We start from the raw sequence: 25,697 nt of genomic DNA, 5'->3' as shown, positions 1-25,697 counted from the left end.
GGAAAGGTGACGATCAGGCGATGATGCCCAGGATGTCGCTTTCCTTCATGATCAGCAGCTCTTCGCCATCGACCGTGACTTCGGTGCCCGACCATTTGCCGAACAGGACGCGGTCGCCAGCTTTGACCGACGGTGCGATCAGCTCGCCCGAGTCCTTACGTGCGCCTTCGCCGACCGAAACGATCTCGCCTTCGGCGGGTTTTTCTTTGGCGCTGTCGGGGATGATCAGGCCGCCCTTGGTTTTCTCGTCCGATTGGACGCGACGGACCAGAACGCGGTCGTGCAGCGGTTTGAAAGCCATGTGAACACTCCGGTGTTACAGGTTGCTGTATGTTGTTGGCACTCAGGCTTGCTGAGTGCCAGTGCGGAACCATCTAGGCAGCGTAACGATTCCTGTCAACGGGAGGTGGTGCGGAAATTTTGCGCGGAAATCCGCTTGACGGGCTTTCGCGTGCGCGGCTACGCAAAGCCCTGTATCCAAAGCGGAGGCGGCTGATGGAACGGCGGATCAAGGCCCTTGTCATTGCCGAGGCGGCGAACCCCGAATGGGTGTCCGTGCCGCTGGTCGGCTGGTCGCTGGCCTCGGCGCTGCGCGAGGTGGCCGATGTCCATATCGTGACGCAGATCCGCAACCGCGACGCGTTCCTGCGCGCCGGTTTGGTCGAGGGGCGCGACTTCACCGCCATCGACAGCGAAAAGCTGGCCGCGCCTTTGTGGAAGCTGGCCGACAAGCTCAGCATGGGCAAGGGCGTCGGCTGGACCATGAAAACCGCCGTCACCACACTGGGATACGGCTATTTCGAGCGGCTGGTCTGGAAGAAGTTCGGCCCCGCCATTCAAGCCAAGGAATATGACATCGTTCACCGCGTCACGCCGCTGACGCCGACGGCGAACAGCCTGATCGGGGCGCGGGCTAAGCGGGCAGGGGTTCCCTTCGTCATGGGGCCGCTGAACGGGGGCGTGCCGTGGCCCAAGGGTTTCGATTCCGAACGGCGGCGGGAAAAGGAATGGCTGTCCTATATCCGCGGCGCCTATAAGGCGATGCCGGGGCGGGGGGCGTCCTTGGGGGCGGCGACCGCGATCATCTGCGGCTCGGAACATACCTTCAGCGAGATCCCGGCGAAATATCACGCCAAGACGGTCTGGCTGCCGGAAAATGCCATTGATCCTGCGCGCTTCAGCCTGACCGCGCCGCAGCCGGGCACCTTGCCCCTGCGCGGCTGCTTCATCGGGCGGCTGGTCCCCTACAAGGGCGCCGATATGGCGATCGAGGCGGCGCTGCCGCTGCTGCGCGACGGCTTGCTGCATCTGGACATCATTGGCGACGGGCCGCAGGCCGATGACCTCCGGGCGCTGATCACGCGCGAGGGTGTGGAAGATGCCGTGACGCTGCATGGCTGGTTGGAACACAAGCAGGTGCAGTCGGTCGCGGCACAGGCGCAGATGCTGGTCTTCCCCTCGGTGCGCGAATTCGGCGGCGGCGTGGTGCTGGAGGCGATGGCGCTTGGCGTCGTGCCGGTGATCGTCGATTACGCCGGACCGGGCGAACTGGTCGATGACGCGACGGGGTTCCGCGTGCCGCTGTCCAGCCGCGCGGGCATCGTCGCGGGCCTGCGTGCGCAACTGCAGGCGATTGCTGCGGACCCCGGCGTGCTGCCGGGCATGGCGCAGGCGGCGCAGGCGCGGGTGATGCGCGATTTCACATGGACCGCCAAGGCCGCGCAGGTCGAACGCATCTGGCAGGGCATCCTGAAGGGTGGGCCGTTGCCGCAGGAACTGCCGCGCCGCCGCTGATCTGGCATGACGGCGCGGGTCGTGCCATCCTGTCGGTCAAATCACGGATGGACCTTCATGCGCCTGACCCTTGCCTCTGCCCTCGCCACGCTTTGTCTTGCCCTGCCGGTCGCGGCGCAGGAATGCGTGGGGCGCAACCTGTTCGAAGACATGCCCTCCGAACGGCTGAGCCAGCTTCATGCGGCCACGCAGGATGTTCCCTTTCACCAAGGTCTGTTCTGGCGCGCGACCAAAGGCGATCAGGTGGTGACGCTGCTGGGAACCTATCATTTTGATGATCCGCGCCATGCCGCAACCATGGCGCAATTCGGGCCGCTGATCGACAAGGCGGCAGCGCTGCTGGTCGAGGCCGGACCCGAGGAGGAGGACAGGCTGGGCAAGGCGATGGCCGAAAACCCGGCGCTGATCGTCGATGCCACCGGCCCGACCCTGCCCGAACGGCTGGGAAAGGAGGAATGGGACACGCTGTGGAAGGCGATGGAGCTGCGCGGCCTGCCTGCCGTCGTCACCAGCCGGATGCGGCCTTGGTATGTGTCGATGATGCTGGGGATTTCGCCCTGCATGATGGCGCAAGTCAAGGGTAACGGCGATACCGGCGGGCTGGATCACCAGCTGATCGAACGGGCCGAGGCGGCGGATGTGCCCGTCAAGGCGCTGGAGCCGTGGGACACGGTTTTCACTCTGTTCCAAGGCATGACGCCGCAGGAGGAAATCGACATGATCCGCGCCAGTATGCCTGCCGCGGAATATGCCGACGATTACACGGTGACGCTGACCGACGCCTATTTCAGCGGCGATAGCTGGCTGATCTGGGAATTCGGCCGCTTTGATGCCTATGACAATTCCGGCATGACCCGCGCCGAGGTCGATTACCAGATGGACCGCGCGCAGGAAAAGCTGATGGACGAACGCAATCAAGCATGGATCGCCCCCATCGAACAAGCCGCGTCCAGGGCGGGTGCGCAGGGTGTTGTCGCGGGGTTCGGGGCTTTGCACCTGCCGGGCGAAAAGGGCGTTCTGTCGCTATTGCAGAACCGGGGCTGGACCATCACCCCGATCGAACCGGAGGGAGCGAATGGCGGATGAACTTTGGCGCGATGAACGCTAATTCTGGACCCTTGGCGTGGCCGAGGCGATGCGCAAGCTGGACGAAGGCTGCCTGATGGCCTTTGGCCCGACCGGCATTCTGACCCGAAGGCGCGTGGTCGAGATGCTGACCGCCGCCCCCCGCTGGCAGGAAGTCACGATGACCGACCGCGCCGTGGTCGAAACGAACGAGGTCTGCGTGCTGGCCTATCGCGCGACGGCCCGGCGGGCAGGGGCCGACACTTATCGCGCGCTTTGCACGACGACTTGGCGGCGGCGCGAGGGCGATTGGCGCATCATCCAGCATCAGCAAACGCCGGTATGATCCCCGACCTGCGGCACCATCTGCGCTTTCTGGCGGCGTTCGGGCTGGGCCTGCTGGCGGGACTTGGTGTCTGGTGGGTTCCGGTGGTGGATCGGCTGCTGCTGTTTTCGTTCACCTTCAGCCTGACCTATCTGGGCATGACGGCAGCGATGATGCGGCACGTCACGGCCGATTTCCTGCGCAAGCGCGCCGATCTGGATGACGAAGGCATGCCCTTTATCGTGCTGATCGCCACCGGCTCGGTCGCAATCAGCCTTGGTGCGATCCTGATGACCATCCGCGACCCGCATTCCGGGCTGGCGATGCGGCCCGTGCTGGCGCTGCTGTCGGTGCCGCTGGGCTGGGCAATGATCCATACCGTCATGGCGTTCCACTATGCCCGCATCTGGTATGCCCGCGACGGGCATGGGCACGAGGCGCGCAATCTGGGCTTTCCGGGGCTGAAAGGCGATGCCGGGATATGGGATTTCCTTTATTACAGCTTTACCCTTGGGATGGCGGCGCAGACAGCGGATGTGACGACACTGGATGCGCGGGCACGGCGCATCACGCTGCTGCATTCAGGGTTTTCATTCTACTATAACACCGTGCTGCTGGCCTTGGCGGTGAATGCCGGAATGTCTTTGGGTCAATAGACATTTCCACCCCCCGGCCCTATAAGTCGCGCGACTTTTCCCGCAGCTTGCAAGGGGTATTCCATGATCAAGGTTTTCGGCCATAAGGCTCCCGACACCGACTCGACCGGCTCGCCCATCATCTGGGCGTGGTATCTGTCTGAAGTCCGCAAAGAGCCCGCCATCGCGGTCCTGCAAGGCGAGCCGAATACCGAAGCCGCGTGGATGCTGGCCAAATGGGATCTGCCCATGCCGGAATTCATCACCGACGTGGCGGCGGGCGACAAATGCGTCATCGTCGATACGAACAACCCCGCCGAACTGCCCGCATCCATCAACGATGCCGAGGTGATCGAGATCATCGACCACCACCTGCTGGCCGGCGGCATCAAGACGCGCCTGCCCATCAACATCACCATCCGTCCGCTGGCCTGCACCGCCACGATCATGCACGACCTGATCGGCGACGAGGATCTGGCCCGCGCCCCCAAAGCGATCAAGGGCGCGATGCTGACCTGCATCCTGTCCGATACGCTGGAATTCCGCAGCCCCACCACGACCCCGCATGACCGCTTTGTTGCGGAAAAGCTGGCGCGTGATCTGGGCATCTCGATCCCGGCCTATGCCGCCGAGATGTTTGCCGCGAAATCCGATGTCTCGGCCTTTTCCGAGGAGGCGCTGCTGCGCATGGACAGCAAGGAATACGAGTTGGGCGGCAAGCAGCTGCGCGTCTCGGTTCTGGAAACCACCGCTCCGCAAGTGCTGCTGGACCGCAAGGCCGCGCTGATGGCCGCCATGCCCGCAGTTGCCGCCGCCGACGGGGCCGAGGAGGTGCTGCTGTTCGTCATCGACATCCTGAACGAAGAGGCGACGCTGCTGATCCCCAACGACTTCGTGAAAAACGTTGCCGAAAAAAGCTTCAACGCCACCGTGACCGGCGACAGCGTTGTGCTGCCCGGCATCATGTCGCGCAAAAAGCAGATCATTCCGGCTTTGGCGATCTAAGGGGTCCACATGACGCAGATCATCAATTCGCTGGCCGAGGTTTCGGCCGATTACGACGTGCTGTTCTGCGACCTGTGGGGTTGCCTGCATAACGGCGTCGCGGCCTATCCTGCCGCGGTCGCCGCCTTGCAGGCCTTCCGGGCCAAAGGCGGTCAGGTCGTCCTGCTGACCAACGCACCGCGCCCGTGGAAATACGTGGCCGCCCAGCTTGACCGCATGGGCGTGCCCAAAGACGCCTGGGACGTGATCGTCAGTTCGGGCGATGCGGCGCAGGACGCGATGTTCGCCGGTGCTGTGGGCCGCAAGGTCTGGGCCATCGCGATGGACAAGGACCAAGGCTTCTTTGCCGATGTGCCGCCCGAATGGCAGCACGCCCCCGCGATAGAGCGCGTCTCGCTGGAGGAGGCCGAGGGCATCGTCTGCTGCGGCCTGTTCGACGATGAGACCGAGACCCCGGAAGATTACCGCGCATGGCTGACCACGGCGCAGGAACGCGGCATGAAACTGCTTTGCGCCAATCCCGACGTGATCGTCGATCTGGGTGAAAAGCGGCTTTACTGCGCCGGTGCGCTGGCCGAGTTCTATGAAGATCTGGGCGGGCAGTCGCTGTATTTCGGCAAGCCCCACGCCCCGATCTATGAACTTGCGCGCAAGCGTCTGGACCTTGCCGAAGATGCGCGCATCCTTGCCGTGGGCGACGGTATCCCGACCGACATTCCCGGCGCACGTGCGCAAGGCATCGACGCGCTGTTCGTGACCGGCGGTCTGGCATTCGACCAATTCGGCGCTGATGTGGAAAACCCCGTCCGCGAAAAGCTGGAAGAATGGCTGTCGATGCGCAGCGAAGCTCCGCGATACAGCATCGGCAGGCTTCGGTAATATATATTCGCCGTTTGGCAGTTTGAAGTTATTTTCTTGCGTAACGGTTGTTTTGCTGCTATGCAGCAAGGATCAACCGGAGGCATTGAATGATGCTCGACAACCTGCCACGCGGCACAATCGTCATCGAGGATCTTGAGCTGGGCATGACCCGTCACCTGCAAAAACAGGTGACGGATGAGGATATCCAGATGTTCGCGCAGGTATCGACCGACCGCAATCCGGTGCATCTGGATGACGATTATGCCCGCGACACCATCTTCGAAGGACGCATCGCGCATGGGATGCTGACGGCTGGGCTGATTTCGGCGGTGATCGGGGAACAGTTGCCCGGTCATGGCACGGTCTATCTGGGCCAGACGCTTAAATTCATGGCACCTGTCCGTCCCGGCGACACCGTGCGCGCCGAAGTGACGGTCGAGGCGATCGACCATGCGAAACGCCGCGTGACCCTTGCAACCCGCTGCCTTGTCGGTGATACGGTCGTCCTGAAAGGTGAGGCGGTCGTTCTGGCCCCAAGCCGTAAATTCGACTAAGGGCTTCGGCCCGTGGGGGCCTGATTGCGCATCCATCACGACTGGAAGGCTCTGCCGCTCGATGCCCGCGGGGCGACGGTCGCCATGGGCAATTTCGATGGCATCCATCTGGGCCACCGTTCTGTCATCGACGCGGCACGTGCGGCCGCCGATGCGCCGCTGGGCATTATCACGTTCGAGCCGCATCCGCGTGAATTCTTTCAATCCGACGCGCCGGATTTCCGGCTGATGAATGCGGAATCGCGGGCGAACCGGCTGGCGCGACTGGGGGTCGAACATCTTTACGAACTGCCGTTCGACACCGTGCTGGCAGGCCTGGCCCCGGCGGATTTTGCGCAGCAGGTATTGGTCGAAGGTCTGGGCGTGCGGCATGTCACCGTGGGGCAGGATTTCTGTTTTGGCCGCAAGCGTTCCGGCAATGCGCAGACGCTGACCCAACTGGGGGCGGAACTGGGCTTTGGCGTCACCATCGCCCCCTTGATCGGCGACGGAGAGAAGCAGTTCAGCTCGACCGCGATCCGCAAGGCGCTGGCAGAAGGGCGGATGCACGATGCCGAAAAGATGCTGGGTCATTTCCACCGCATCGACGGCGAGGTTCTGCACGGCGACAAGCGCGGTCGCGATCTGGGCTACCCCACCGCAAATATGGCCGTCACGGGGCTGCATCTGCCGCGCATGGGCGTCTATGCCGTGATGATCGACGTGCTGACGGGCGACGAACGCGGCAGCTACAAGGGTGTCGCCAACCTTGGCGTCCGCCCGATGTTCGGTGAGAATGTTCCGAACTTTGAAACGCACATCTTTGATTTCAAAGGTGATCTATACGGCCAGCATGTCTCGGTCGCGCTGGTGGAATTCCTGCGCCCGGAACTGAAATTCGCCAGCCTTCAGGAACTGATCGACCAGATGGACCGAGACAGTGCCCAGGCGCGCGAGATTTTGGCGGCGCGGTGATGCGCGACCGTTTCTGGGAACTGCCGTTGAAATCGCTGAAACCCGATGAATGGGAGGCGCTTTGCGACGGCTGCGGCAAATGTTGCCTGAACAAGATCGAATATGAAGACACGAACGAGCTGGCCTTTACCCGCGTGGCCTGCCGACTGCTGGATGGTCAGACCTGCCAGTGTTCCAGCTATCCCAACCGGCATGATTACGTGCCCGACTGCATCGTGCTGACGCCCAAGAAACTCAAGGAGATCGCGTGGTGGCTGCCTGCCACCTGCGCCTATCGCCTGCGATCCGAAGGCAAGCCGCTTTACGAATGGCACCATCTGATTTCGGGTGACCGCGACACCATCCACCGCGCAGGTGCCAGCGTTCAGGGCTGGACCATCAGCGAGGCGAGCGTCACCGAAGATGATTGGGACGACTACATAATCGAGGATCTGGCATGAAATTCGCATCGGACAACGCGTGGGGCGTGCATCCCAAGGTTCTGCAGGCGCTGGCGGATTGCAACGAAGGTGCCATGGGATCCTATGGTGCCGATCCCGTGACCGCGCGCGCCGAAGCGGTCTATCGCGAATTGCTGGATGCGCCAGAGGCGGTCGTGCGTTTCGTGGCCACGGGCACGGGGGCGAATGCGCTGGTCTGCGCGCAGCTGTCGCCCAGTTTCGGGCGCATCTATTGCCACGACACCGCGCATATCCACCGCGACGAATGCGCTGCGCCCGAATTCTTTTCGCACGGCGCCAAACTGGTCCCGATCATGGGCGCGGATGGCAAGATCACCCCGGATGCGCTGGATCAGGCGATCCGCTTTGGCGCGGCGGGCAGCCTGAACGACGGCGCGAATGCCATGGTCTCAATCACAAATGCGACCGAATGGGGCACCTGCTATGCCCCGGCCGAGGTCGCGGCGCTGGCGCGCGTCGCCCATGATGCGGGTCTGCCCCTGCATATGGATGGGGCGCGGTTCGCCAATGCCGTCGCGGGGCTGGACTGCGATCCACGCGATTTGGTCGCGGGCGTTGATGCGTTGTGCTTTGGCGGGACCAAGAACGGCGCGCTGGCCGCCGAGGCGGTGATCTTTTTCGATCCGGCCCATGCCAAGGGCTTCGACTATCGCCGCAAGCAATCGGGGCATGTCTTTTCCAAGCAACGCTATCTGGCGGCGCAGATGCTGGCTTTGGCGACGGATGGGCTGTGGCTGGACCTTGCGCGCCACGCCAATGCCGCAGCGACCCGTCTGGGGCAGGGCGTCACGCAGGCGGGCGGTTCGCTGATCGCCCCGGTTCAGGCCAATGAAGTCTTTGCCACCATCCCCTTTGGCGCGCATGAACGTGCGCGCGCGCATGGAGCGGCTTATCATGTCTGGCAGGACACGCCGCCGGTGCAGGGCGAACCCGTGACGGTGCGTCTGGTCACCAGCTGGGCCACCCCGGATGAGGATGTGACCCGCTTTCTGGACCTGATCCGCTAGGCGCGCAGGCTTTCTGCCAGCAGTTCCAGCGCGTGATCGACGGTCGCGGCGCGGACCTGTGCGCGGCCCAGCGGGCCGAATTCGACGGTTTCCGTCCTGACGCCCCATGCATTTGCGATGCCGAAACAGACGCGGCCTTCGGGCTTGTGTTCCGAACCTCCGGGTCCGGCGATGCCGGTGACGGCCACGGCGATGCCTGCGGCTGAACGCGCCAGCGCGCCCTTGGCCATCTCAGCCGCGATCTCTTCGCTGACTGCGCCGTGGGCCTCCAGCGTTTCGGGGCGGATGCCCAGCATCTCGATCTTGGCGGCGTTGGAATAGGTGACAAAGCCCCGGTCCACCGCGTCCGACGACCCCGGCACATCGGTCAGCCGTCCCACGATCAGCCCGCCTGTGCAGCTTTCGGCGGTGGCAATCATCACGCCGCGGGCGCGGGCCAGTTCAAGCACTTCGGCGGCGGTCGTCATTACATGAATATCCCGTGTGCGATGCCCGCCGCGACCATCGTGGCGATGCCTGCGAAGATACCGGCAAGGATGTCGTCCAGCATGACGCCATGCGCATCGCCGCGCCGGTCGGCACGTCCGATGATCCACGGCTTCCAGATGTCGAACAACCGGAAAAACGCGAAAGCGGCGATCCAACCAGGATAGGGGAACATCGACGCGGGCAGCCCCATGAAAAAGAACCCGGCCGAGGGGAACATCAGCGCGATCCACTGGCCCGCCACCTCGTCGATGACGATTTCGGGGCGGTCCTTTTCGGTCATGTCGGCGGTATAGCGTCCGACCGCCCAATAGCCCGCGATGATGGCGATGACGGTGGCGATGGCTAGCAGCGGGAAATGCCCGATCCGGTGCAGCGCCACGCCCACAAGGATCGCGGCGGCCGAGCCCCATGTGCCGGGGCCGGGGCGCATATGGCCGATGCCGAACAGTGTGGCGATCTGCTTGTCCATGGGCTTACCCTTTGACCAAAGTGGCGGTGGCGATGGCAGCAATGCCTTCCTCGCGCCCGGTGAAGCCAAGTTGCTCCGAGGTGGTCGCCTTGACGCTGACGCGGTCATGTTCGACGCCCATGATCTCGGACAGGCGCAACTGCATCGCGCCTGCATGGGGCCCGACCTTGGGGCGTTCGCAGATCAGCGTCACATCGGTGTTCGAGATGACATAGCCCATATTGCGCGCCAGTTCAGCGGCGTGGCGCAGGAAGATATGGCTTGCCGCCCCCTTCCATTGCGGGTCCGAGGGCGGGAAATGCCGCCCGATGTCGCCTTGCGCCAATGCGCCATAGATCGCGTCGGTCAGGGCGTGCATCCCCACATCGGCATCGGAATGGCCCAGCAGCGCTTTGTCATGCGCAATCTTGACGCCGCAAAGCCAGACGTGATCGCCCGCCGTAAAGGCGTGAACGTCAAAGCCGTTTCCAAGACGAATATCCATCGCGCTCCCCAGAATGCGTTCGGCCCGCGCGAAATCCGGCGGGTAGGTCAGTTTCAGATTGTCCTCGTCGCCCTGCGTCACCGTGACTGGGATGCCCGCACGGATCGCCAGTTCCACATCGTCCGCCGCCCCTTCGGGATGGGCGCGATGGGCGGCCAGGATTGCGTCCAGCGCGAAGCCCTGTGGGGTCTGGGCGCGATACAGCCCGTCGCGCGGGGCGGGGGCGGTGACATGGCCCGCCTTGGCCCGCCACAACGCATCGGTCACGGGCAGCGCAGGCGCTGCGGCGGTTGCGCCGCTTTGCAGCGCCGCGACGACGCCCGTGATCACATCTTGCGACACAAGGGGGCGTGCCCCGTCATGGATCAGGACATGGGTGATCCCGCTGCCCTCCAGAACTTCAAGCGCGGCGCGGATGCTGGCGCTGCGGGTGTCGCCACCTGCGACCAGCGTGACGGGGCCGGCAAGCTCGGCGATGCCGCGCGCCATGTCGTCGGGCGACAGCGTGACGACGATGCGGGCAAACCCGTCGAAGGCGGCGATGGACCGGGCGATGACGCTTTGGCCGTCAAGATCACGCCATTGCTTGGGAATGTCGCCGCCTGCGCGGGTGCCGCGCCCGGCTGCGGTGATGATCGCGGCATATGTCGAAGGTATCTGCATGGCCGCAGGTTTAGGCGATCCGCAGCCCTTGGGCAATCTGGCCCAGGCGCCCCCCGCCGCGACATTTTTCCCGCCGCCGCAGGTAGCCCATCCCGGCGCTTTCTGCGTATAAGATGGCGAACCCCTGCAAACGGGGCATGTGACAAGAACCGGAGCTGCTGCCATGACCGATCCCACCCCCGTCGATCCCGCCAAGGACGCCGCCGCCCGCGCCGCCGTGGCGCTGGTGGAAAACGGCATGAAGCTGGGACTGGGCACCGGCTCGACCGCCAAGATTTTCGTGGATCGTCTGGCCGAACGGGTCCATGCCGAAGGGATGGATCTGCGCCTTGCCTCGACGTCGAAGGCGACGGCGGATCAGGCCCGCGCCTTGGGTCTGGTGGTCGAGGAGCTGGACGATCTGGGCTGGTTGGACCTGACCATCGACGGCGCGGACGAAGTGGACCCCGATCTGAACCTGATCAAGGGCGGCGGCGCGGCGCATCTGCGCGAAAAGATCGTGGCAACCGCGTCGGATCGCATGGTCGTCGTGGCTGATGGCGGAAAAGTCGTTGATATGCTGGGTAAATTCAAGCTGCCGGTCGAGGTGATTCCCTTTGGCTGGGAATCTACCCGCACCCATATCGAGCGCGTGCTGACCGATCTGGGGATGGAGGGGCGCCCGGTCGTCCTGCGCCAGAAGGACGGCAAACCCGTCATCACCGACGAGGCGAATTACATCCTCGACCTCGCGCTGGAGGAAATCCACGACGCGCCGCGTCTGGCCCGCGCGCTGAATGCCATCGCCGGGGTGGTTGAACACGGGCTATTTCTGAATATCTGCCAGCTTGCGATCATTGGCCGGCCGGACGGCACGGTCGTGGAATTGCTGCGTGAGGATATCGAATGACTTTCGACTATGACCTTTTCGTCATCGGTGGCGGCTCGGGCGGGGTGCGTGCCGCGCGCATCGCTGCGGGCGAATACGGCGCGCGCGTGGGCCTGGCCGAGGAAAGCCGTATGGGCGGCACCTGCGTCATCCGCGGCTGCGTTCCCAAAAAGCTGATGATCTTCGCCTCGCAGGCCGAGGCTTACGCTGCCGAAGCGCGGGGCTATGGCTGGTCCGAGGCGCAGGCGGGCAATTTTGACTGGCAGGCGTTCCGCGCCAAGCTGGACAGCGAACTGACCCGGCTTGAGGGCGCCTATACCGGCGGTCTGACTGCAGCCAACGTGGACATCCACAAGCAGCGCGCGAAGCTGCATGACGCGCATACTGTGGAACTGGCCGATGGCCAGCGCCTGACCGCCAAGCATATCCTGATCGCCGTGGGCGGTCGTCCGCAGCTGCCGGGCTTCGAGGGCGAAGAGCTGGCGATGATCTCGGACGATCTGTTCGTGATGGACAAGATGCCGGGCAATGTGCTGGTCGTCGGCGGTGGCTTTATCGCCTGCGAATTCGCGACGATCCTGCAGGGGTTGGGGGCCAAGACGACGCTGGCTTATCGCGGGGATGCGGTCCTGCGCGGCTTTGACATGGAAATGCGCCGCCACGTGACCGAGCAGTTGCGCGCCGTGGGCGTAGAGCTGCGCCTGAACCAGAAGAACCTTAAGCTGGAAAAGGACGGCGACCGTGTTCGCGCCCATCTGGACGAAGGCCCCGAGACGTTTGACGCCGTGATGTTCGCCACGGGCCGCGCCCCTTACACCAAGGGGCTGGGCCTTGAGCAGGTGGGCGTCAAGCTGGGCGACAAGGGCGAGATCGTGGTGGACGAATACAGCCAGACCTCGGTTCCGTCGATCTTTGCGGTGGGCGATGTGACCGACCGCGTGAACCTGACCCCGGTGGCGATCCGCGAAGGCCACAGCTTTGCCGACACGGTGTTCGGCGCGAAACCCCGGACCGTCGATCACAGCCTTTACGGCGCGGCGGTCTATGTCCGCCCGCACGAATTGGCCAGCATCGGCCTGACCGAGGAAGAAGCCGCCGAACGTGGCCCGCACGACGTCTATGCCGCCAGCTTCCGGCCCATGCGCTCGTTGTTTGCAGGTTCGGACGCGCGGGCGGTGATGAAGCTGATCGTCGAGGCGGAAAGCCAAAAAGTCGTGGGCTGCCACATCTTTGGCCCCGAAGCCGGCGAGATGATCCAGCTTGTCGCCATCCCCATGGGCATGGGCGCCACCAAGGCGCAATTCGACGCCGCCATCGCCGTCCACCCCACCCTGGCCGAGGAACTGGTGACGATGCGCAAGCCTTCGCGCCATATCGGCGGCAAGGTGGCTGACAAAACCGTTGGTTCGGCTTGATTTTCGGGCATTTGGCCCCAGTTACGACCTAAGACAGACGCGACAGCAGGAACGAGGCACGAGACGCATGGCAGGACAAGGCCCTTGGGGCAGCGGAGGAGATGACGGCAAGGGCGGTGGCGACAAGCCACCGGGGGGCCAGCGGCCCTGGGGCAATGCCGGGGGTAATCAGGGCAATGGTCAGCGGCCGCAAGGTCCGCAACGCGGCGACCAGCGCCCCGAGATCGAGGATCTGGTGCGCAAGGGCCAGGACCGCCTGCGCGTCCTGATGGGCGGCAAGGGAACGGGCAATGGCGGTCGCGGCGGTCCGGGTGGCCCGCGCCGTCCGCAGGGTCCGCAATTCCAGATGACTCGCGGCACTTGGGGTCTGGTCGGCCTTGGTGCGGTGGCAGTCTGGGCCTTCATGTCCTTCTATACCGTGAACGAAGGCCAGCGTTCGGTGGAACTGCTGTTCGGCAAGCCGCATTCGATCGGCACGCCCGGTCTGAACTTTGCCCCGTGGCCGGTCATCACCAAGGAAGTTGTGCAGTTCACCGGTGAGCGCGTGACCGAAATCGGCACGGGCCGCGCCGGTCCGATGGACAGCGGCCTGATGCTGACGCGCGACCAGAACATCGTCGATATGGCCTATCAGGTGGTCTGGAACGTGTCGGACCCCGAACGCTTCCTGTTCAATCTGGCCGATGCCGAAGGCACGATCCGCGCCGTGTCCGAATCCGCGATGCGCGACATCGTGGCGCGTTCGGAACTGGCGCCGCTTCTGAACCGCGACCGCGAACAGGTCCGCGCCGAGCTTGAGCGGGCAGTGCAGGAAACGCTGGACAGCTATGATGCGGGCATCAACGTCGTGCGCGTCAACCTTGCCCGCGCAGACCCGCCCGCCGAGGTGATCGACAGCTTCCGCGAAGTGCAGGCCGCGCAGCAGGAACGCGACCGCCTTGAGAAAGAGGCCGACGCCTATGCCAACCGCGTTCTGGCCAGCGCGCGCGGTGAAGCCGCCGCCGTGATCGAACGCTCGGAAGCCTACCGGGCCGAAGCGATCAACACCGCCGAGGGTGAGGCCGCGCGTTTCAACTCGGTCTATGACGAATATGTCAAGGCGCCCGACGTGACGCGGCGCCGTATGTATCTGGAAACGATGGAGCGCGTGCTGGGGCAGGTGAACAAGGTCATCCTTGATGGCGATGGTGGTCAGGGCGTCGTGCCCTATCTGCCGCTGGATCAACTGCGCAGCGGCGGAACCCCGTCCGGCAATGCGTCTGGCAATGGGGGGAACCAGTGATGGGTCGCTTTATCTCGGTTCTGGCGCTGCCTTTCCTTGTCGTCGTCGCCGTGGTCGTCATGGCGTCGGTCTATATCGTCGATGTTCGCGAACGTGTGCTGGTGCTGCGTTTCGGTCAGGTGGTCGAGGTTCGTGAAAACCCCGGCATCGGCCTGAAAGTGCCCTTCGTCGATAGCATCGTGCGCTTTGACGCGCGTATCCTTGGCCTGCCCACGCAGCCGATGGAGGTCACGCCGCTGGACGATCGCCGTCTGGTCGTGGACGCCTTTGCCCGCTGGCAGGTGATGGACGCCCAGCAGCTTTATCAGGCGACCGAAGGCCGTGGCCTGCCGCGCGCGCAGGAACGTCTGGATTCGATCATCAACGACGTGATCCGCCGCGTGCTGGGTTCCGTTCCCTCTACCATGGTGCTGTCGGATGACCGCACGCAGCTGATGAACCGCATCCGCGACGGGGCGCGGGCCGAGGCGGAATCGCTGGGCGTTCGCATCATCGACGTGCGGCTGACGCGCACCGATCTGCCCGAACAGAACCTTGACGCGACCTATGCCCGGATGCGTGCAGAACGTCAGCGTGAAGCGGCAGACGAAATCGCCCGCGGTAACGAAGCGGCCCAGCGTGTCCGCGCTGCCGCCGACCGGACCGTGGTGGAACTGACCTCGGAAGCGCGCAAGAAATCCGAGATCGTCCGCGGTGAAGCCGATGCCCGCCGCAACGCGATCTATGCCTCGGCCTTTGGCCGCGACCCGGAATTCTTCGCGTTCACCCGCTCGATGACGTCCTATGAGCGGTCGCTGAAAGGCGAAAACAGCTCGCTGATCATCAAGCCCGAAGGTGAGTTCTTTGACTATCTGCGCAGCGATGGCGCAGAACGGGCGAACCCGGTTCCGGTGGCGTCCAGTGCTGCGGCAGATGTCGTCACAGGCGCGGCTTCGACGGAAAACGGCCAACAGGATGTCGTGCCGCCGTCCGAGACGAACCGCGAAGGCCAGCCCTTGGGTGAAAATGCCGGGGTGACGCTGACGCCGATGCCGGAATCGCTGTCCAGCCCGCCGCAGGACGAAAGCGCCGTGCCCGCACCGGCACCTGCCAACTAAGGCAAGCCTTGCGACAGATACAGGGGCGGAGCTGCGGCTTCGCCCCTTTTCATATGCGCTGGCTGGCGTCGTGCAGCGGGTCATCCTCGGGCGGTTCGATCCGGCGGGGACGGCTGGGCAGGTCCAGCGCAGGCGTCCAGACGCCGCCCGCATGGGGCGTCAGCGGCGCCTCCTCGATATCGACGCTATGGCTGCCGGTTTGCTGGCCATCCAGCCGCAGCATCCCGGTCACCGGGGCCACGTCGTCGTAATCGCGGCCAAAACCGATTTCGATGTGGTCGCCAAGCGCGAAGCAGCCATTGGTCGGATCGTAATCGACCCAGCCGGTTTCCGTGCCGCACCAGCCCCGAACCCAGGCATGGGTCGCATCCGCGCCGACCAGTCGCGGTTGTCCGGGCGGGGGTAGGGTGCGCAGATAGCCGCCCACATAGGCCGCAGGGATACCAAGGCTGCGCAGCCCCCCCACCATGATCTGCGCAAAATCCTGACAGACGCCCCGCCGCTGTGCGAATGCCTGCGCAGGGGGCGTGTTCACATCGGTCGCGCCCGCCTGAAATGCCATGTCGCGATGCAGCGCCCGTCCCAATGCCTCGACCGATTCGCGGGTGGTGACGGCTTTGCGGGTCACGCGGGCGGCATATTCGGCGACCTTGGGCATCGCCGGAATGCGCGGCGTCGGCGCAAGGAAATGGTGCGGCGCATGGGGGTCGATGCTGCGATAAGCCGCGATCTCGGCGGGCAGAACCCCAAGCGGCGTCGAAATATCCAGCCCGATGTCATGGGCGATGCGTTCGACCTCGGCCTCCAGCACGAATTCAAGCTGTGTCAGGCCGGGTGGCATGATCATCTCGATTACGCGCATCCCGTGGAAATCGGTGAACTCGGCTGTCTCGGCCGGGTCCGGTTCGATACGGATTTCGGCATGCAGCAGGTTCTGGCGGCCCGGTATCTCGGCGGGCAGGATGCGGAACAATTGCCGACCTGCGCCCGAGGGGCGGTCGAATTCATAATGAAACGCCACCTGCATCGAATAGACGGTCATCGCAGGTAACCTTCGGTGATCAGATCCGACAGCGACGCGATACGGGCATAAAGGGCCTGCAGTTCCGCACTGTCCAGTGTTTCCGGCGGATAGGTCGCGACATCCGTCGTCAGGCGCAGCATGGCGCGCCCCAGCGCAGAATATTGGCCGTGATCCGCAGCACCCGGCAGATGTTCGATCTGGGTCATCATGTGTTCAAGCTGGTTGCGGACCGAACGCGGGTTCAGCGGGTCCAGCACCAGAAGATCAATCACCGTCTCGCGCGAGGTCGAGACGGAAAAGCGCCGCCTGTGTGTCAGCACGCTGTCGCCCAATTCGACGCACAGATCCAGCGCGCCGTCCGGTGCATCGGGATCGGCAAGCGAGGCGACGATGCCTGTCATCCCCAGCGCGCGTTCGTGCATCCGCCCGATGGTCAGGAAACGCCAACCAAAAAAGCGATACATGTTTTCATGCACCAGTCCCGAAAACCCCGCCAGCTTGCGCAGCAGCGCCGACAATGCGCGGGCGGCGTCGTCGCCTGCGGTGACGCGCGGGGCCATGCGGCGGGCGGATTTCTCCAGATCGGTCAGGGCGGACCAGCCATCGGTCGAAAAACGGTCGCGCACCTGTCCGGCGCTTTGCACGGCGGCCGAGATCGCGTCGATCAACCCCTGCGGAATCGGGCTCGCGGGGTCGATGCCATAGGTCTCCAGCAGCGCGTCGATAGCCTCCTGCAGCGGTTCCGCACCGCGCCCGCTTTCGGCCTGGCGGATGTGGCGGGCGCGCAGGATGCGGACGATCCCCTCGGTCCGTTCGACATAGCGCCCCATCCAGAACAGGTTGTCGGCGGCGCGCGATGGCAAGGTGCCGGGGGCCGAGCGGCGAAAGGGGCCGCGCGGTGCGGGGGCCATGGTGACGGCAGGCACATCGTCGCGGCTGACGATCCAGACATCCGATGCGCCGCCGCCCTTTTGCATGGCCAGCGCGGTCGGATCGCCCGTCGCGCCGATGCGGGCAAAGCCGCCGGGCATGACCTGCCAGCCCTGCGCGGTGCGTGCCAGAAAGACGCGCAGGCTAAGCGGGCGGGGCTGGATGCGGCCTTCGACCAGCGCAGGCGTGGTCGAGAGCGTCACGGTTTCCTGCGCGACCATCCCCGCGCCTTCGCGCGCCAGACGCCGCGCCAGTTCGTCCGGCCCAAGCTTAGCCGCCATGACCGGGGGCGGGTCGCGGTCAAAGGGCAGCCCGGTTTCCAGCGCGGAACTTAGGATCATGCGTTCGGGGGTTTCCAGCACGGCGGCACGTTCTGCGGCACCGCCCAGCCACCATGTCGCGATGTTGGGCATCAGCAGGGGCGCGCCGGTCAACTGCTCGGCCAGCTTGGGCAGGAATGCCATCATCGCACGGGCTTCCAGCACGCCGGACCCCAGCGCGTTCAGCATCATCAGCCCGCCGCGCCGCAGTGCCGACACCATGCCGGGCGTGCCAATCTGGGAATTGGGCGCAAGCTCCAACGGGTCGGTATATTCGCCGTCCATGCGCCGCCACAGCATGTCGATGGGCTGCAAGCCTGCGACGGTGCGCACCATCAGCCGCCCGTCCTGCACCGACAGATCGTCGCCCTGCACCAGCATGAAGCCCAGATAGCGGGCGATCCAGGCATGTTCGTAATAGGTTTCGTTCAGCGGGCCGGGCGTCAGGATCGCCGCGCGGGCGTCGCGGTCGGCACGGGCCTGCATCAGCCTGTCGCGGAAATCGCGAAAAAACCCGGCGAGGCGATGGATGTTCTGCCCCGCATAGACATCGGCAAACGCGCGCGAGGTGGCGACGCGGTTTTCCAGCGCATAGCCCGCGCCCGAAGGCGCCTCGGTCCGATCCGACAGCACCCACCACTTGCCGTCCGGTCCCCGCCCGATTTCGAACGCAATGAAATGCAGGTAATGGCCCAGACGGGGCGTCACGCCGACCATCGGACGCAGCCAATGCGGATTGGCCGCCACCAGCGCAGGCGGCAATTGCCCCGAGGCGATCAGCCGGTTCTGCCCATAAAGATCGGCCATCACCGCTTCCAGCAGATCGGCGCGCTGGATCAGGGCTGCGCTGACCTGTTCCCAGTCGGTTTCGTCGATCAGAACGGGGATGTGGCTAAGCGGCCAAGGCCGCTCGGTCGAGGTGCCGGTGCCGTATTGGCGATAAAACACCCCGGAATCGTGCAGATACTGGTCGGCACGTGCCAGTGCGATCGAGATTTCCTCGGGGGTCATGCCGCGCAGATGATCCAGCAGCGGACGCCAGATCGGGCGGATCTTGCCGTCCGGGCCGATCATCTCGTCCGGGGTGCCGGGAAGCGCGCGATAAGCGTCAAGGCCCAGACCATCGGGCATGGTCCGGGGCAAAGGGCCGGTGCTTGCAGCCATAGGTTCCATGCGGCGGACTAGACGCCCAGCGGCCTGCGCAGGTCAAGCGTCATGGGAAATTCCCGTGAGATTCGCTCGGACTGTGGCTTGAAGTCATGGCCGGGGCTGTGGCCGAAGGGCTGGAAGCGGGCAAGGCGGCGGGCCTCGGCCTCATTTCCATTGACGGGGAATGTGTCATAGCTGCGCCCGCCGGGATGGGCCACGTGATAGGTGCAGCCGCCGACCGCCCGACCGGACCAGTTGTCCCAGATGTCGAAGGTCAGGGGCGTATCGACCGGCAGCGCCGGGTGCATGGCCGAGGCGGGTTGCCACGCCTTGTAGCGCAGGCCCGCCACCGCCTCGCCGCCGCCGATGTCCTGCATGGGCAGCTTGCGGCCATTGCACAGCACGCTGAAGCGGGTCGGATCGGCGGTCGCAAGTTTCACCTGCAACCGCTCGGTCGAGCTGTCGGTATAGCGCACCGTGCCGCCGATGGCCCCGGTTTCGCCCAGCACGTGCCATGGCTCCAACGCCTGACGCAGTTCCAGATGCGCGCCCATCGCCTCGACCTCGCCGCAGAAGGGGAAGCGGAATTCGTGGCTGGCCTGAAACCAGTCCTCGCGCAGCGCAAAACCGTGGGCAGCCAGATCGGCCAGAACGTCGCGGAAATCCTGCCACAGGTAATGCGGCAGCATGAAGCGGTCATGCAGCGCGGTGCCCCAGCGGGTCAGATCGCCGGTAGCAGGGCTGGCCCAGAACCGTGCGATCAGCGCCCGGATCAGCAATTGCTGCGCAAGGCTCATGCGGGGATCGGGCGGCATTTCGAAGCCGCGGAATTCGACCAGACCCAGACGTCCGGTGGGACCGTCGGGGGAATACAGCTTGTCGATGCAGATTTCGGCGCGATGCGTGTTGCCCGTCACATCGGTCAGCATGTTGCGCAGCAGCCGGTCCACCAGCCAGGGTGGCGGGCTTGCGCCCTTGTCCGGCGCGGGGATCTGCGACAGCGCGATCTCCATTTCGTAAAGCGCGTCATGGCGCGCTTCATCCATGCGTGGCGCCTGACTGGTCGGCCCGATGAACAGCCCCGAGAACAGATAGGACAGCGAGGGGTGGCGGTTCCAGTGCAGGATCAGGCTGGCCAGCAGGTCGGGGCGCCGCAGAAAGGGGCTGTCCATCGTCGTGGCCCCACCCACGACGACATGGTTGCCGCCGCCGGTGCCGGTATGCTTGCCGTCGATCATGAACTTATCGGCGCCAAGGCGTGACTGCCGCGCCTCGTCATAGACGCCCTGTGTGATCGACACGCAATCGGCCCAGCTTTGCGCGGGGTGGATGTTCACCTCGATCACGCCGGGATCGGGGGCCACGCGGATCACGTTCAGGCGCGGGTCATGCGGCGGGGCGTAACCTTCGACGTGGATTTTCAGCCCAAGGCGCAGGGCGGCGGATTCGGCGGCTTGCAGCAGGTCCAGATAATCCTCAAGCCGGGTGACCGGGGGCATGAAGACGCAAAGCCGCCCATCCCGCGGCTCGACCGCCAATGCCGTGCGCACCAGCCCTTGCACCTCGTCCGTGGTCTGGTCCTGAATGTCCTGACGCGGGCCGCCGGCGGTAAAGCTGGCGACGGGTTGCGTCTTGCGGATCGCGTCCAGCGGCTGGGGCTTGGGCAGATCGGGCCGCGCGATGGTCGGGTCCATTTCGTTGACATAGGGGTATTCCGCAGGGCTGAGCCAGGGCAGGCTGCCCAAGGGCAGGCGATAGCCAAGGGCACTGTCGCCCGGCACCAGATACATATGGCCGCGCCGCAGCCGCCACGCCTCGGACTGCCAATTGCTGCCGCCGTCGCGGGCCTGCCAAGGTTGGACGGGCAGCACGAAACCCACGGGTTCGGTCAGCCCGCGACCAAAGACCGTGGCGATGCGGTGGCGTTCCTCGGGGTCTTTCAGGCGGTTGTTTTCCGGCGTCACATTGTCGGGCAGCTTCGCTTCGCGCAGCAGCCATTCGCCGGGATCTTCATAGGCCGGGATGATATTGCCCGCGGGCAGGTCCAGTTCGGCGGCAATTTCGCGCAGCAATTCCTGCGATTGCAGGGGTGTGGCCTGATGGTCCTGCCCCTCGGAGGCGATGAGGGCAGGGTTTTGCCAGATGGGTTGGCCGTCGCGCCGCCAGTAAAGCGAGAATGTCCAGCGCGGCAGTGTTTCGCCGGGATACCACTTGCCCTGTCCGTAATGCAGGAAACCGCCCGGCGCGAAGCGGTTGCGCAGCCGCCGGATCAGCGTATCGGCAAGCTGGCGTTTCACGGGACCGACGGCGGCGGTGTTCCATTCGGCGCTTTCAAAATCGTCGATGGACACAAAGGTCGGCTCCCCCCCCATGGTCAGGCGCACGTCGCCGTCCGCCAGCGCCCGGTCGACCTTTTCGCCAAGCGCGTTCAATTCGTCCCACGCATCGTCGCTGAACGGCTTGGTTATGCGCGGATGTTCCGCCACGCGGCGCACCTGCATGTCGAAATGGAATTCCGTCTGCGCCTGCCCGATATAGCCGCCGCTGATCGGCGCGGCGTTGCGGTAATGCGGGGTCGCGGCCAGCGGGATATGGCTTTCCCCGGTCAGCAGCCCCGAAGTGGGGTCCAGCCCGATCCAGCCTGCGCCCGGAATATAGACCTCGGCCCAGGCGTGCAGGTCGGTGAAGTCGTGTTCCGTCCCCGAAGGCCCGTCCAGCGCCTTGAGGTCCGGCTTCAACTGGATCAGGTAGCCCGACACGAACCGCGCCGCAAAGCCCAGATGCCGCAGCGCCTGCACCAGCAGCCAACTGCTGTCGCGGCAAGAACCCGATGCGGTTGCCAACGTCTCCTCGGGGGTCTGGACGCCGGGTTCAAGGCGGATGGTATAGCCCACCTCATGCGCGATGCGGGCGTTCAGGGCGACGATGAAATCGGTGGTCCGCATGCGGTCGCGCGGGATGCTGGCCAAAAGCGCGGTCAGGCGCGGCCCGGCGGGTTCAGGCTGGCGATAGATCACCAACTCCTCGACCAATTCCGGCGGATAGTCAAAGGGCCAGTGTTCGGCGCTTTCCTCGGTGAAGAAGTCGAAGGGATTGTAGACGGTCATGTCCGCGACCAGATCGACCTCGATCTTCAATTCGCGCACCGGATCGGGAAAAACGAAACGCGCCAGCCAGTTGCCGAAAGGATCCAGCTGGTGGTTCACGAAATGCCCGCCCGGACTGACCTTGAGGCTGTGAGAGATGACGCGCGTGCGGGAATAGGGGGCAGGGCGCAGCCGGATCACCTGGGGGCCAAGGATGACCGGATTGTCGTAAACGTAATGGGTCAGGTGATGGATGCTGGCCTTGATCGACATGTCACGTTTCCCCGTTTACCTGTCTTTACTGACTAACAGCGCAGTGTGGCGGTTGGGAACAGCGTCCGAACCCGTCGCGGATGAAAGCGAGTGTCTGCCGTAAAAACAGGCAAAGCTATTCGCGGACCACGGGCATGTCTGCGCGCTTCAATTCATCCTCGGAAATCTCGCGCTGCCATTCACGCCAGATCGAGACCAGCAGCGCCATCAGCACCGGGCCGACGAACAGCCCGACGATGCCCATGGTCTTGACCCCTCCGACCAGCCCAAAGAACGTGGGCAGGAACGGCAGCTTGACCGGGCCGCCGACCAGCAGCGGGCGGATGGTCTTGTCCACGATGAACAGCTCGATCGAGCCCCACAGGAACAACCCCAGCCCCGCCAGGGGCGAGCCGCTGGCCGCCAGATAGACGGAAACCAGAGTGAACGACAAAGGCGCGCCGCCGGGGATCAGCGCCATGAAGCCGGTGATGACCCCGAACGTGACGGGCGAAGGCACGCCCGCGATCCAATAAGCGATGCCAAGGATGAAGCCTTCGCCGATCGCGATCAGCGTCATGCCGGTCACGGTCGAACTGATGGTGGCGGGCACGACGCGCGACAGCCTGTCCCAGCGATCGGGAAGGATGCGGGCGCCCACGCGGTCCATCTGCGCCACGATCCGGTCGCCGTCGCGATACAGCACGAACAGCGTGATCAGCAGGAACAGCAGCGTCAGGAACAGGTGAAACGCCAGCGACCCGGCCGTCAGCGCCCCGCGATAGATCGTGCCGATGTTGGACCCCGATACCGCCTGAACGATTTCACTGATACCGCCGGGATGACCGATATAGGTCTGCCAGTTCTGATCCAGCCAATCGCCGATCTGCGGCAGATCGACCATCCATGCCGGCGTCGGCGCACCCGCCGCGTTCACCAGAATCGCCCAGTTGATCCAGTCCTTCAGCTCGCGGAAGGCATAGGCCAGCGCCATGGTGATCGGAATGACGATAAAGCAGACCAGCACCAGCACCATGAACGTCGCCGTCATCGTGCGTCCCAGTCCGGCCTGATGCACGCTGCGTTCGCGCAAGGGCCAGCTTGCCAGCGCGATAACGGTCGCAGCCAGCACCGGCACCAGAAAGCCGTGGAAGAAATAGATCGAGGCCAGCACGATCGCCAGAAGCAGCCAGCGCGCCGCCGAGATATTGGTCAACAGCGGTTGTCGGTGTGCCCTCAGGCCCGTTGCACGGATGCCGGGCTTGGTGGGATCGGTCTGGCGGTCTGTGGCCTCGGTGGTCGTCATCGTCCTCGTCCAGGATGCGCGCTTCAAACACATAGCAGAACGCGCCGGGCTGCAAGCATGGAATACCGTTTCCCTGTGCGATGCGGGCGTGACATCTGCGTGACGCCCGCCTAGCCTTTGTGTTTCCGAGGGGAGTCCCGCAAGGGGCTGAGAAACCGATGAATGCGCGGTGACCCTTTGAACCTGAACCGGATCATGCCGGCGAAGGGACGGGACATATCAGACCTGCCTGACGCCGGTTGTCATGTCGAAAGGAAACGACGGATGACCGAAACACGCTTTACCGACACCCTGCGCCTTGCCAGCGAACCCGACTGGTCGGCCGCTGCCAATCATCGCTTTGTGCGTGAATTATGCGACGGCACGGTGCCCGACGCCGTGATGGGCGCCTATCTGGTGCAGGATCACCGCTTTCTGGATGCGTTCCTGACATTGCTGGGCGGGGCCATCGCATCCTCAGACCGTTTCACCTCGCGTCTGCGATTCGGGCAATTCGCGGGCATGGTCTCGGGCGATGAGAACGACTATTTTCTGCGCAGCTTCAATGCGCTGGGGATCAGCACAGCAGCGCGGGCGGCCATCCCCGATACCGCGCCCACGGCAGGCTTTCAGGCGATCATGCGCGAAGCGGCGGCAACGCGGTCATACCCCGCCGTGCTTTCCGTGCTGTGCGTGGCGGAATGGCTGTATCTGGACTGGGCATCCCGTGCGCCCCGGCCCTTGCCCCGGAATTTCGTCCATGCCGAATGGATCACACTGCACGACAATCCGTTCTTTCGCGATTTCGTGGCGTTCCTGCGTGCGGAACTGGACCGGGTGGGGCCGGATGCCCCGGCACAGGCGCATGACTTTTTCCGCCGCGCCGTGGCACTAGAACGCGCGTTCTTCGACGCGGCCTATGCAGGCTGAGCCAGCCGCGCGGTTCCCAGCGCCAAACCGTCCACCACGGCGGTAAAGGCGTCCGAACGTTTCAGCGCCGCAGTCGGGCAAAGCTCGGTTGCGGCGCTGGAAACCAGACCCATCAAGCTGGAGCCGCCGACCAGAACCACGCTGCCGATCCGGTCGGGCGTGACCCCGGCCATGGCCAGCGTCTCGCGCGCGGCGTCCAGCAGATCGGCGCGATAGCTCATCAGCGCCGCGTCCAACGTTTCGGGCGTGACCGGGCGTTTCAGGCCGGGTTCGATAAAGCCCATGCCGATCATGCCGCCATCACCGCCATTCGCCGCGATCTTGCCGCGTTCGACGGCAAAGGCCAGCTCATGGCCCAGCTCTTCGTCCAGCACGGTGACAAGGCGCTTCATTGCGGTGCGGTCGGTGGCAAGTTTCGCCATGTCCTGTGCCATGCGCCGGGTTTCAGGGACGTAAAGAAATGGAATGCGCGCCCATGTCGCCAGATCGGAATAGACCGCGTTCGGCACAGGTAGCAGGCCCGTGCCCATCTCACGCTTCAGCGTGCCGCCATGGCCCAACGCTGGCATGGCATGGGCCATCGACACCGCATGGTCGAAATCCGTGCCGCCCAGTCGGATGCCGTGATTGGCCAGAATATCAACCCCATCCGCACCGCTGCGGAAGACCGAAAAATCCGAGGTGCCGCCGCCGATGTCCACGATCAGCCCCAGCCCTGCATCGGCCAATCCGTGCGAGGCCAGCGCTGCTGCCTCCGGCTCGACCAGAAAATCGACATCGGTGAAGCCCGCGGCCAGATAGCAGCCGCGCAGGTCCGCTTCTGCCTGCGCATCGCGATCGGGATTTCTGGTATGGAAGTGCACTGGCCGGCCCGACAGCACGCGGGTAAAGCGGTGGCCGGTCGCGGCCTCGGCGCGGGATTTTAGTTCGATCAGAAATTCGGTGACGATGCTGGCAACCGTGCGGCGCTTGCCGCCGATCAGGCGTTCCTCATGGACAAGGGACGTGCCAAGCACGCTTTTCAGCGCCCGCATATAGCGGCCTTCCTCGCCGTCGATCAGGGCTTCGGCCGCAGCGGCGCCGATCTTCATGCCGCCCTTGCGGATGGGAAAAAACACTGCAGTCGGCAGGGTTTCGGCCCCGTCCTCGATGGGGATGCGGCGGATGCGGCCACCGTCCAGCATGGCGGCGGCGCTGTTCGACGTGCCGAAGTCGATGGCGATGATGGCGTCCTGCATGAACCGGCCCCGGAAGCGTGATTGGAAGGTCCGGGCAGATAGCCGCAATCCGCAA

General features: G+C 64.6%; 24 protein-coding genes and 1 riboswitch. Of the genes, 15 read left to right on the top strand and 9 right to left on the bottom strand.

The genetic code is table 11. The features are described from left to right. Positions 1 to 13: 13 nt before the first annotated feature. A complete protein-coding gene (locus FN835_RS06340; protein ID WP_142662366.1) occupies positions 14 to 301 on the bottom strand; it encodes a co-chaperone GroES in 288 nt (95 codons plus the stop codon). A gap of 194 nt (positions 302 to 495) precedes the next feature. On the opposite strand from FN835_RS06340, the gene FN835_RS06335 reads away from it, so the two are divergent. From FN835_RS06335 to FN835_RS06290, 10 genes are all read left to right on the top strand, one after another. Next, positions 496 to 1,794 carry a glycosyltransferase family 4 protein gene (locus FN835_RS06335; RefSeq protein ID WP_142662365.1) on the top strand — a complete coding sequence of 433 codons (1,299 nt, stop codon included), beginning with the start codon at positions 496 to 498 and terminating at the stop codon, positions 1,792 to 1,794. Positions 1,795 to 1,851: 57 nt separating this feature from the next. Then, complete coding sequence (locus tag FN835_RS06330) at positions 1,852 to 2,880, top strand: TraB/GumN family protein (protein ID WP_142662364.1); 1,029 nt, start codon at positions 1,852 to 1,854, stop codon at positions 2,878 to 2,880. A gap of 37 nt (positions 2,881 to 2,917) precedes the next feature. Next, a complete protein-coding gene (locus FN835_RS06325; RefSeq protein ID WP_246098662.1) occupies positions 2,918 to 3,205 on the top strand; it encodes a nuclear transport factor 2 family protein in 288 nt (95 codons plus the stop codon). After that, positions 3,202 to 3,840, top strand: coding sequence for a DUF1345 domain-containing protein (locus FN835_RS06320; RefSeq protein ID WP_142662363.1), 639 nt, complete (start codon positions 3,202 to 3,204; stop codon positions 3,838 to 3,840). The genes FN835_RS06325 and FN835_RS06320 overlap by 4 nt, the downstream gene beginning before the upstream one ends. A 63-nt stretch (positions 3,841 to 3,903) precedes the next feature. Further along, positions 3,904 to 4,824 carry a manganese-dependent inorganic pyrophosphatase gene (locus FN835_RS06315; RefSeq protein WP_142662362.1) on the top strand — a complete coding sequence of 307 codons (921 nt, stop codon included), beginning with the start codon at positions 3,904 to 3,906 and terminating at the stop codon, positions 4,822 to 4,824. 9 nt (positions 4,825 to 4,833) lie between these two features. After that, positions 4,834 to 5,703, top strand: a complete 870-nt coding sequence (locus FN835_RS06310) for a TIGR01459 family HAD-type hydrolase (RefSeq protein ID WP_142662361.1) — start codon at positions 4,834 to 4,836, stop codon at positions 5,701 to 5,703. A 92-nt stretch (positions 5,704 to 5,795) separates the two neighbouring features. Further along, on the top strand, positions 5,796 to 6,239 hold the full coding sequence (locus FN835_RS06305) for a MaoC family dehydratase (protein ID WP_142662553.1): 444 nt from the start codon (positions 5,796 to 5,798) through the stop codon (positions 6,237 to 6,239). Positions 6,240 to 6,263: 24 nt separating this feature from the next. Then, positions 6,264 to 7,193 carry a bifunctional riboflavin kinase/FAD synthetase gene (locus tag FN835_RS06300; RefSeq protein ID WP_142662360.1) on the top strand — a complete coding sequence of 310 codons (930 nt, stop codon included), beginning with the start codon at positions 6,264 to 6,266 and terminating at the stop codon, positions 7,191 to 7,193. Further along, complete coding sequence (locus FN835_RS06295; RefSeq protein WP_142662359.1) at positions 7,193 to 7,633, top strand: YcgN family cysteine cluster protein; 441 nt, start codon at positions 7,193 to 7,195, stop codon at positions 7,631 to 7,633. The genes FN835_RS06300 and FN835_RS06295 overlap by 1 nt, the downstream gene beginning before the upstream one ends. After that, a complete protein-coding gene (locus FN835_RS06290) occupies positions 7,630 to 8,661 on the top strand; it encodes a threonine aldolase family protein (RefSeq protein WP_142662358.1) in 1,032 nt (343 codons plus the stop codon). Before FN835_RS06295 ends, FN835_RS06290 begins: the two co-directional genes overlap by 4 nt. On the opposite strand, the gene FN835_RS06285 is transcribed toward FN835_RS06290, so the two are convergent. From FN835_RS06285 to FN835_RS06275, 3 genes are read right to left on the bottom strand one after another with little or no spacing between them, the layout of a single operon-like run. Beyond that, positions 8,658 to 9,128 (bottom strand): CinA family protein, encoded by a 471-nt coding sequence (locus tag FN835_RS06285; RefSeq protein WP_142662357.1) that lies wholly within the window; start codon positions 9,126 to 9,128, stop codon positions 8,658 to 8,660. The genes FN835_RS06290 and FN835_RS06285 overlap by 4 nt on opposite strands. Further along, the gene (locus tag FN835_RS06280) at positions 9,128 to 9,619 is read right to left on the bottom strand and encodes a phosphatidylglycerophosphatase A family protein (RefSeq protein ID WP_142662356.1); all 492 of its coding nucleotides are present in this window, start codon (positions 9,617 to 9,619) and stop codon (positions 9,128 to 9,130) included. The genes FN835_RS06285 and FN835_RS06280 overlap by 1 nt, the downstream gene beginning before the upstream one ends. Positions 9,620 to 9,623: 4 nt before the next feature. Continuing rightward, complete coding sequence (locus FN835_RS06275; protein WP_142662355.1) at positions 9,624 to 10,766, bottom strand: bifunctional 2-C-methyl-D-erythritol 4-phosphate cytidylyltransferase/2-C-methyl-D-erythritol 2,4-cyclodiphosphate synthase; 1,143 nt, start codon at positions 10,764 to 10,766, stop codon at positions 9,624 to 9,626. Positions 10,767 to 10,929: 163 nt separating this feature from the next. On the opposite strand from FN835_RS06275, the gene rpiA reads away from it, so the two are divergent. The 4 genes from rpiA (at position 10,930) to hflC (ending at position 15,428) form a co-directional block, all read left to right on the top strand. Next, the gene (gene rpiA / locus FN835_RS06270; protein ID WP_142662354.1) at positions 10,930 to 11,655 is read left to right on the top strand and encodes a ribose-5-phosphate isomerase RpiA; all 726 of its coding nucleotides are present in this window, start codon (positions 10,930 to 10,932) and stop codon (positions 11,653 to 11,655) included. Next, positions 11,652 to 13,049: a glutathione-disulfide reductase gene (gorA, locus tag FN835_RS06265; protein WP_142662353.1), complete on the top strand. Its 1,398-nt coding sequence runs from the start codon at positions 11,652 to 11,654 to the stop codon at positions 13,047 to 13,049. Before rpiA ends, gorA begins: the two co-directional genes overlap by 4 nt. A gap of 67 nt (positions 13,050 to 13,116) precedes the next feature. Beyond that, a complete protein-coding gene (hflK, locus tag FN835_RS06260; protein ID WP_142662352.1) occupies positions 13,117 to 14,331 on the top strand; it encodes an FtsH protease activity modulator HflK in 1,215 nt (404 codons plus the stop codon). After that, the gene (gene hflC, locus FN835_RS06255) at positions 14,331 to 15,428 is read left to right on the top strand and encodes a protease modulator HflC (protein WP_142662351.1); all 1,098 of its coding nucleotides are present in this window, start codon (positions 14,331 to 14,333) and stop codon (positions 15,426 to 15,428) included. Before hflK ends, hflC begins: the two co-directional genes overlap by 1 nt. Before the next feature lie 49 nt (positions 15,429 to 15,477). Here hflC and FN835_RS06250 read toward each other — a convergent pair whose 3' ends face one another. From FN835_RS06250 to FN835_RS06235, 4 genes are all read right to left on the bottom strand, one after another. Further along, positions 15,478 to 16,470 (bottom strand): transglutaminase-like domain-containing protein, encoded by a 993-nt coding sequence (locus FN835_RS06250; protein ID WP_142662350.1) that lies wholly within the window; start codon positions 16,468 to 16,470, stop codon positions 15,478 to 15,480. Next, positions 16,467 to 18,866, bottom strand: coding sequence for a circularly permuted type 2 ATP-grasp protein (locus tag FN835_RS06245; protein ID WP_246098661.1), 2,400 nt, complete (start codon positions 18,864 to 18,866; stop codon positions 16,467 to 16,469). The genes FN835_RS06250 and FN835_RS06245 overlap by 4 nt, the downstream gene beginning before the upstream one ends. Before the next feature lie 17 nt (positions 18,867 to 18,883). Continuing rightward, the gene (locus FN835_RS06240) at positions 18,884 to 22,210 is read right to left on the bottom strand and encodes a transglutaminase family protein (protein WP_142662349.1); all 3,327 of its coding nucleotides are present in this window, start codon (positions 22,208 to 22,210) and stop codon (positions 18,884 to 18,886) included. A gap of 115 nt (positions 22,211 to 22,325) precedes the next feature. After that, on the bottom strand, positions 22,326 to 23,495 hold the full coding sequence (locus FN835_RS06235; RefSeq protein ID WP_142662348.1) for an AI-2E family transporter: 1,170 nt from the start codon (positions 23,493 to 23,495) through the stop codon (positions 22,326 to 22,328). 118 nt (positions 23,496 to 23,613) lie between these two features. Next, positions 23,614 to 23,722: riboswitch (TPP riboswitch) on the top strand. Between the two features lie 37 nt (positions 23,723 to 23,759). On the opposite strand from FN835_RS06235, the gene FN835_RS06230 reads away from it, so the two are divergent. Further along, positions 23,760 to 24,404 (top strand): TenA family protein, encoded by a 645-nt coding sequence (locus FN835_RS06230; RefSeq protein WP_142662347.1) that lies wholly within the window; start codon positions 23,760 to 23,762, stop codon positions 24,402 to 24,404. On the opposite strand, the gene FN835_RS06225 is transcribed toward FN835_RS06230, so the two are convergent. Continuing rightward, positions 24,392 to 25,642: an Hsp70 family protein gene (locus FN835_RS06225; protein WP_142662346.1), complete on the bottom strand. Its 1,251-nt coding sequence runs from the start codon at positions 25,640 to 25,642 to the stop codon at positions 24,392 to 24,394. The genes FN835_RS06230 and FN835_RS06225 overlap by 13 nt on opposite strands. Positions 25,643 to 25,697: the final 55 nt, after the last annotated feature.

The sequence above is a fragment of the Paracoccus laeviglucosivorans genome (assembly GCF_900182695.1).
GTDB lineage: Bacteria > Pseudomonadota > Alphaproteobacteria > Rhodobacterales > Rhodobacteraceae > Paracoccus > Paracoccus laeviglucosivorans.
Note: the sequence above shows the minus strand (reverse complement) of the source record. Positions and strands in the feature narration are given on the sequence as shown.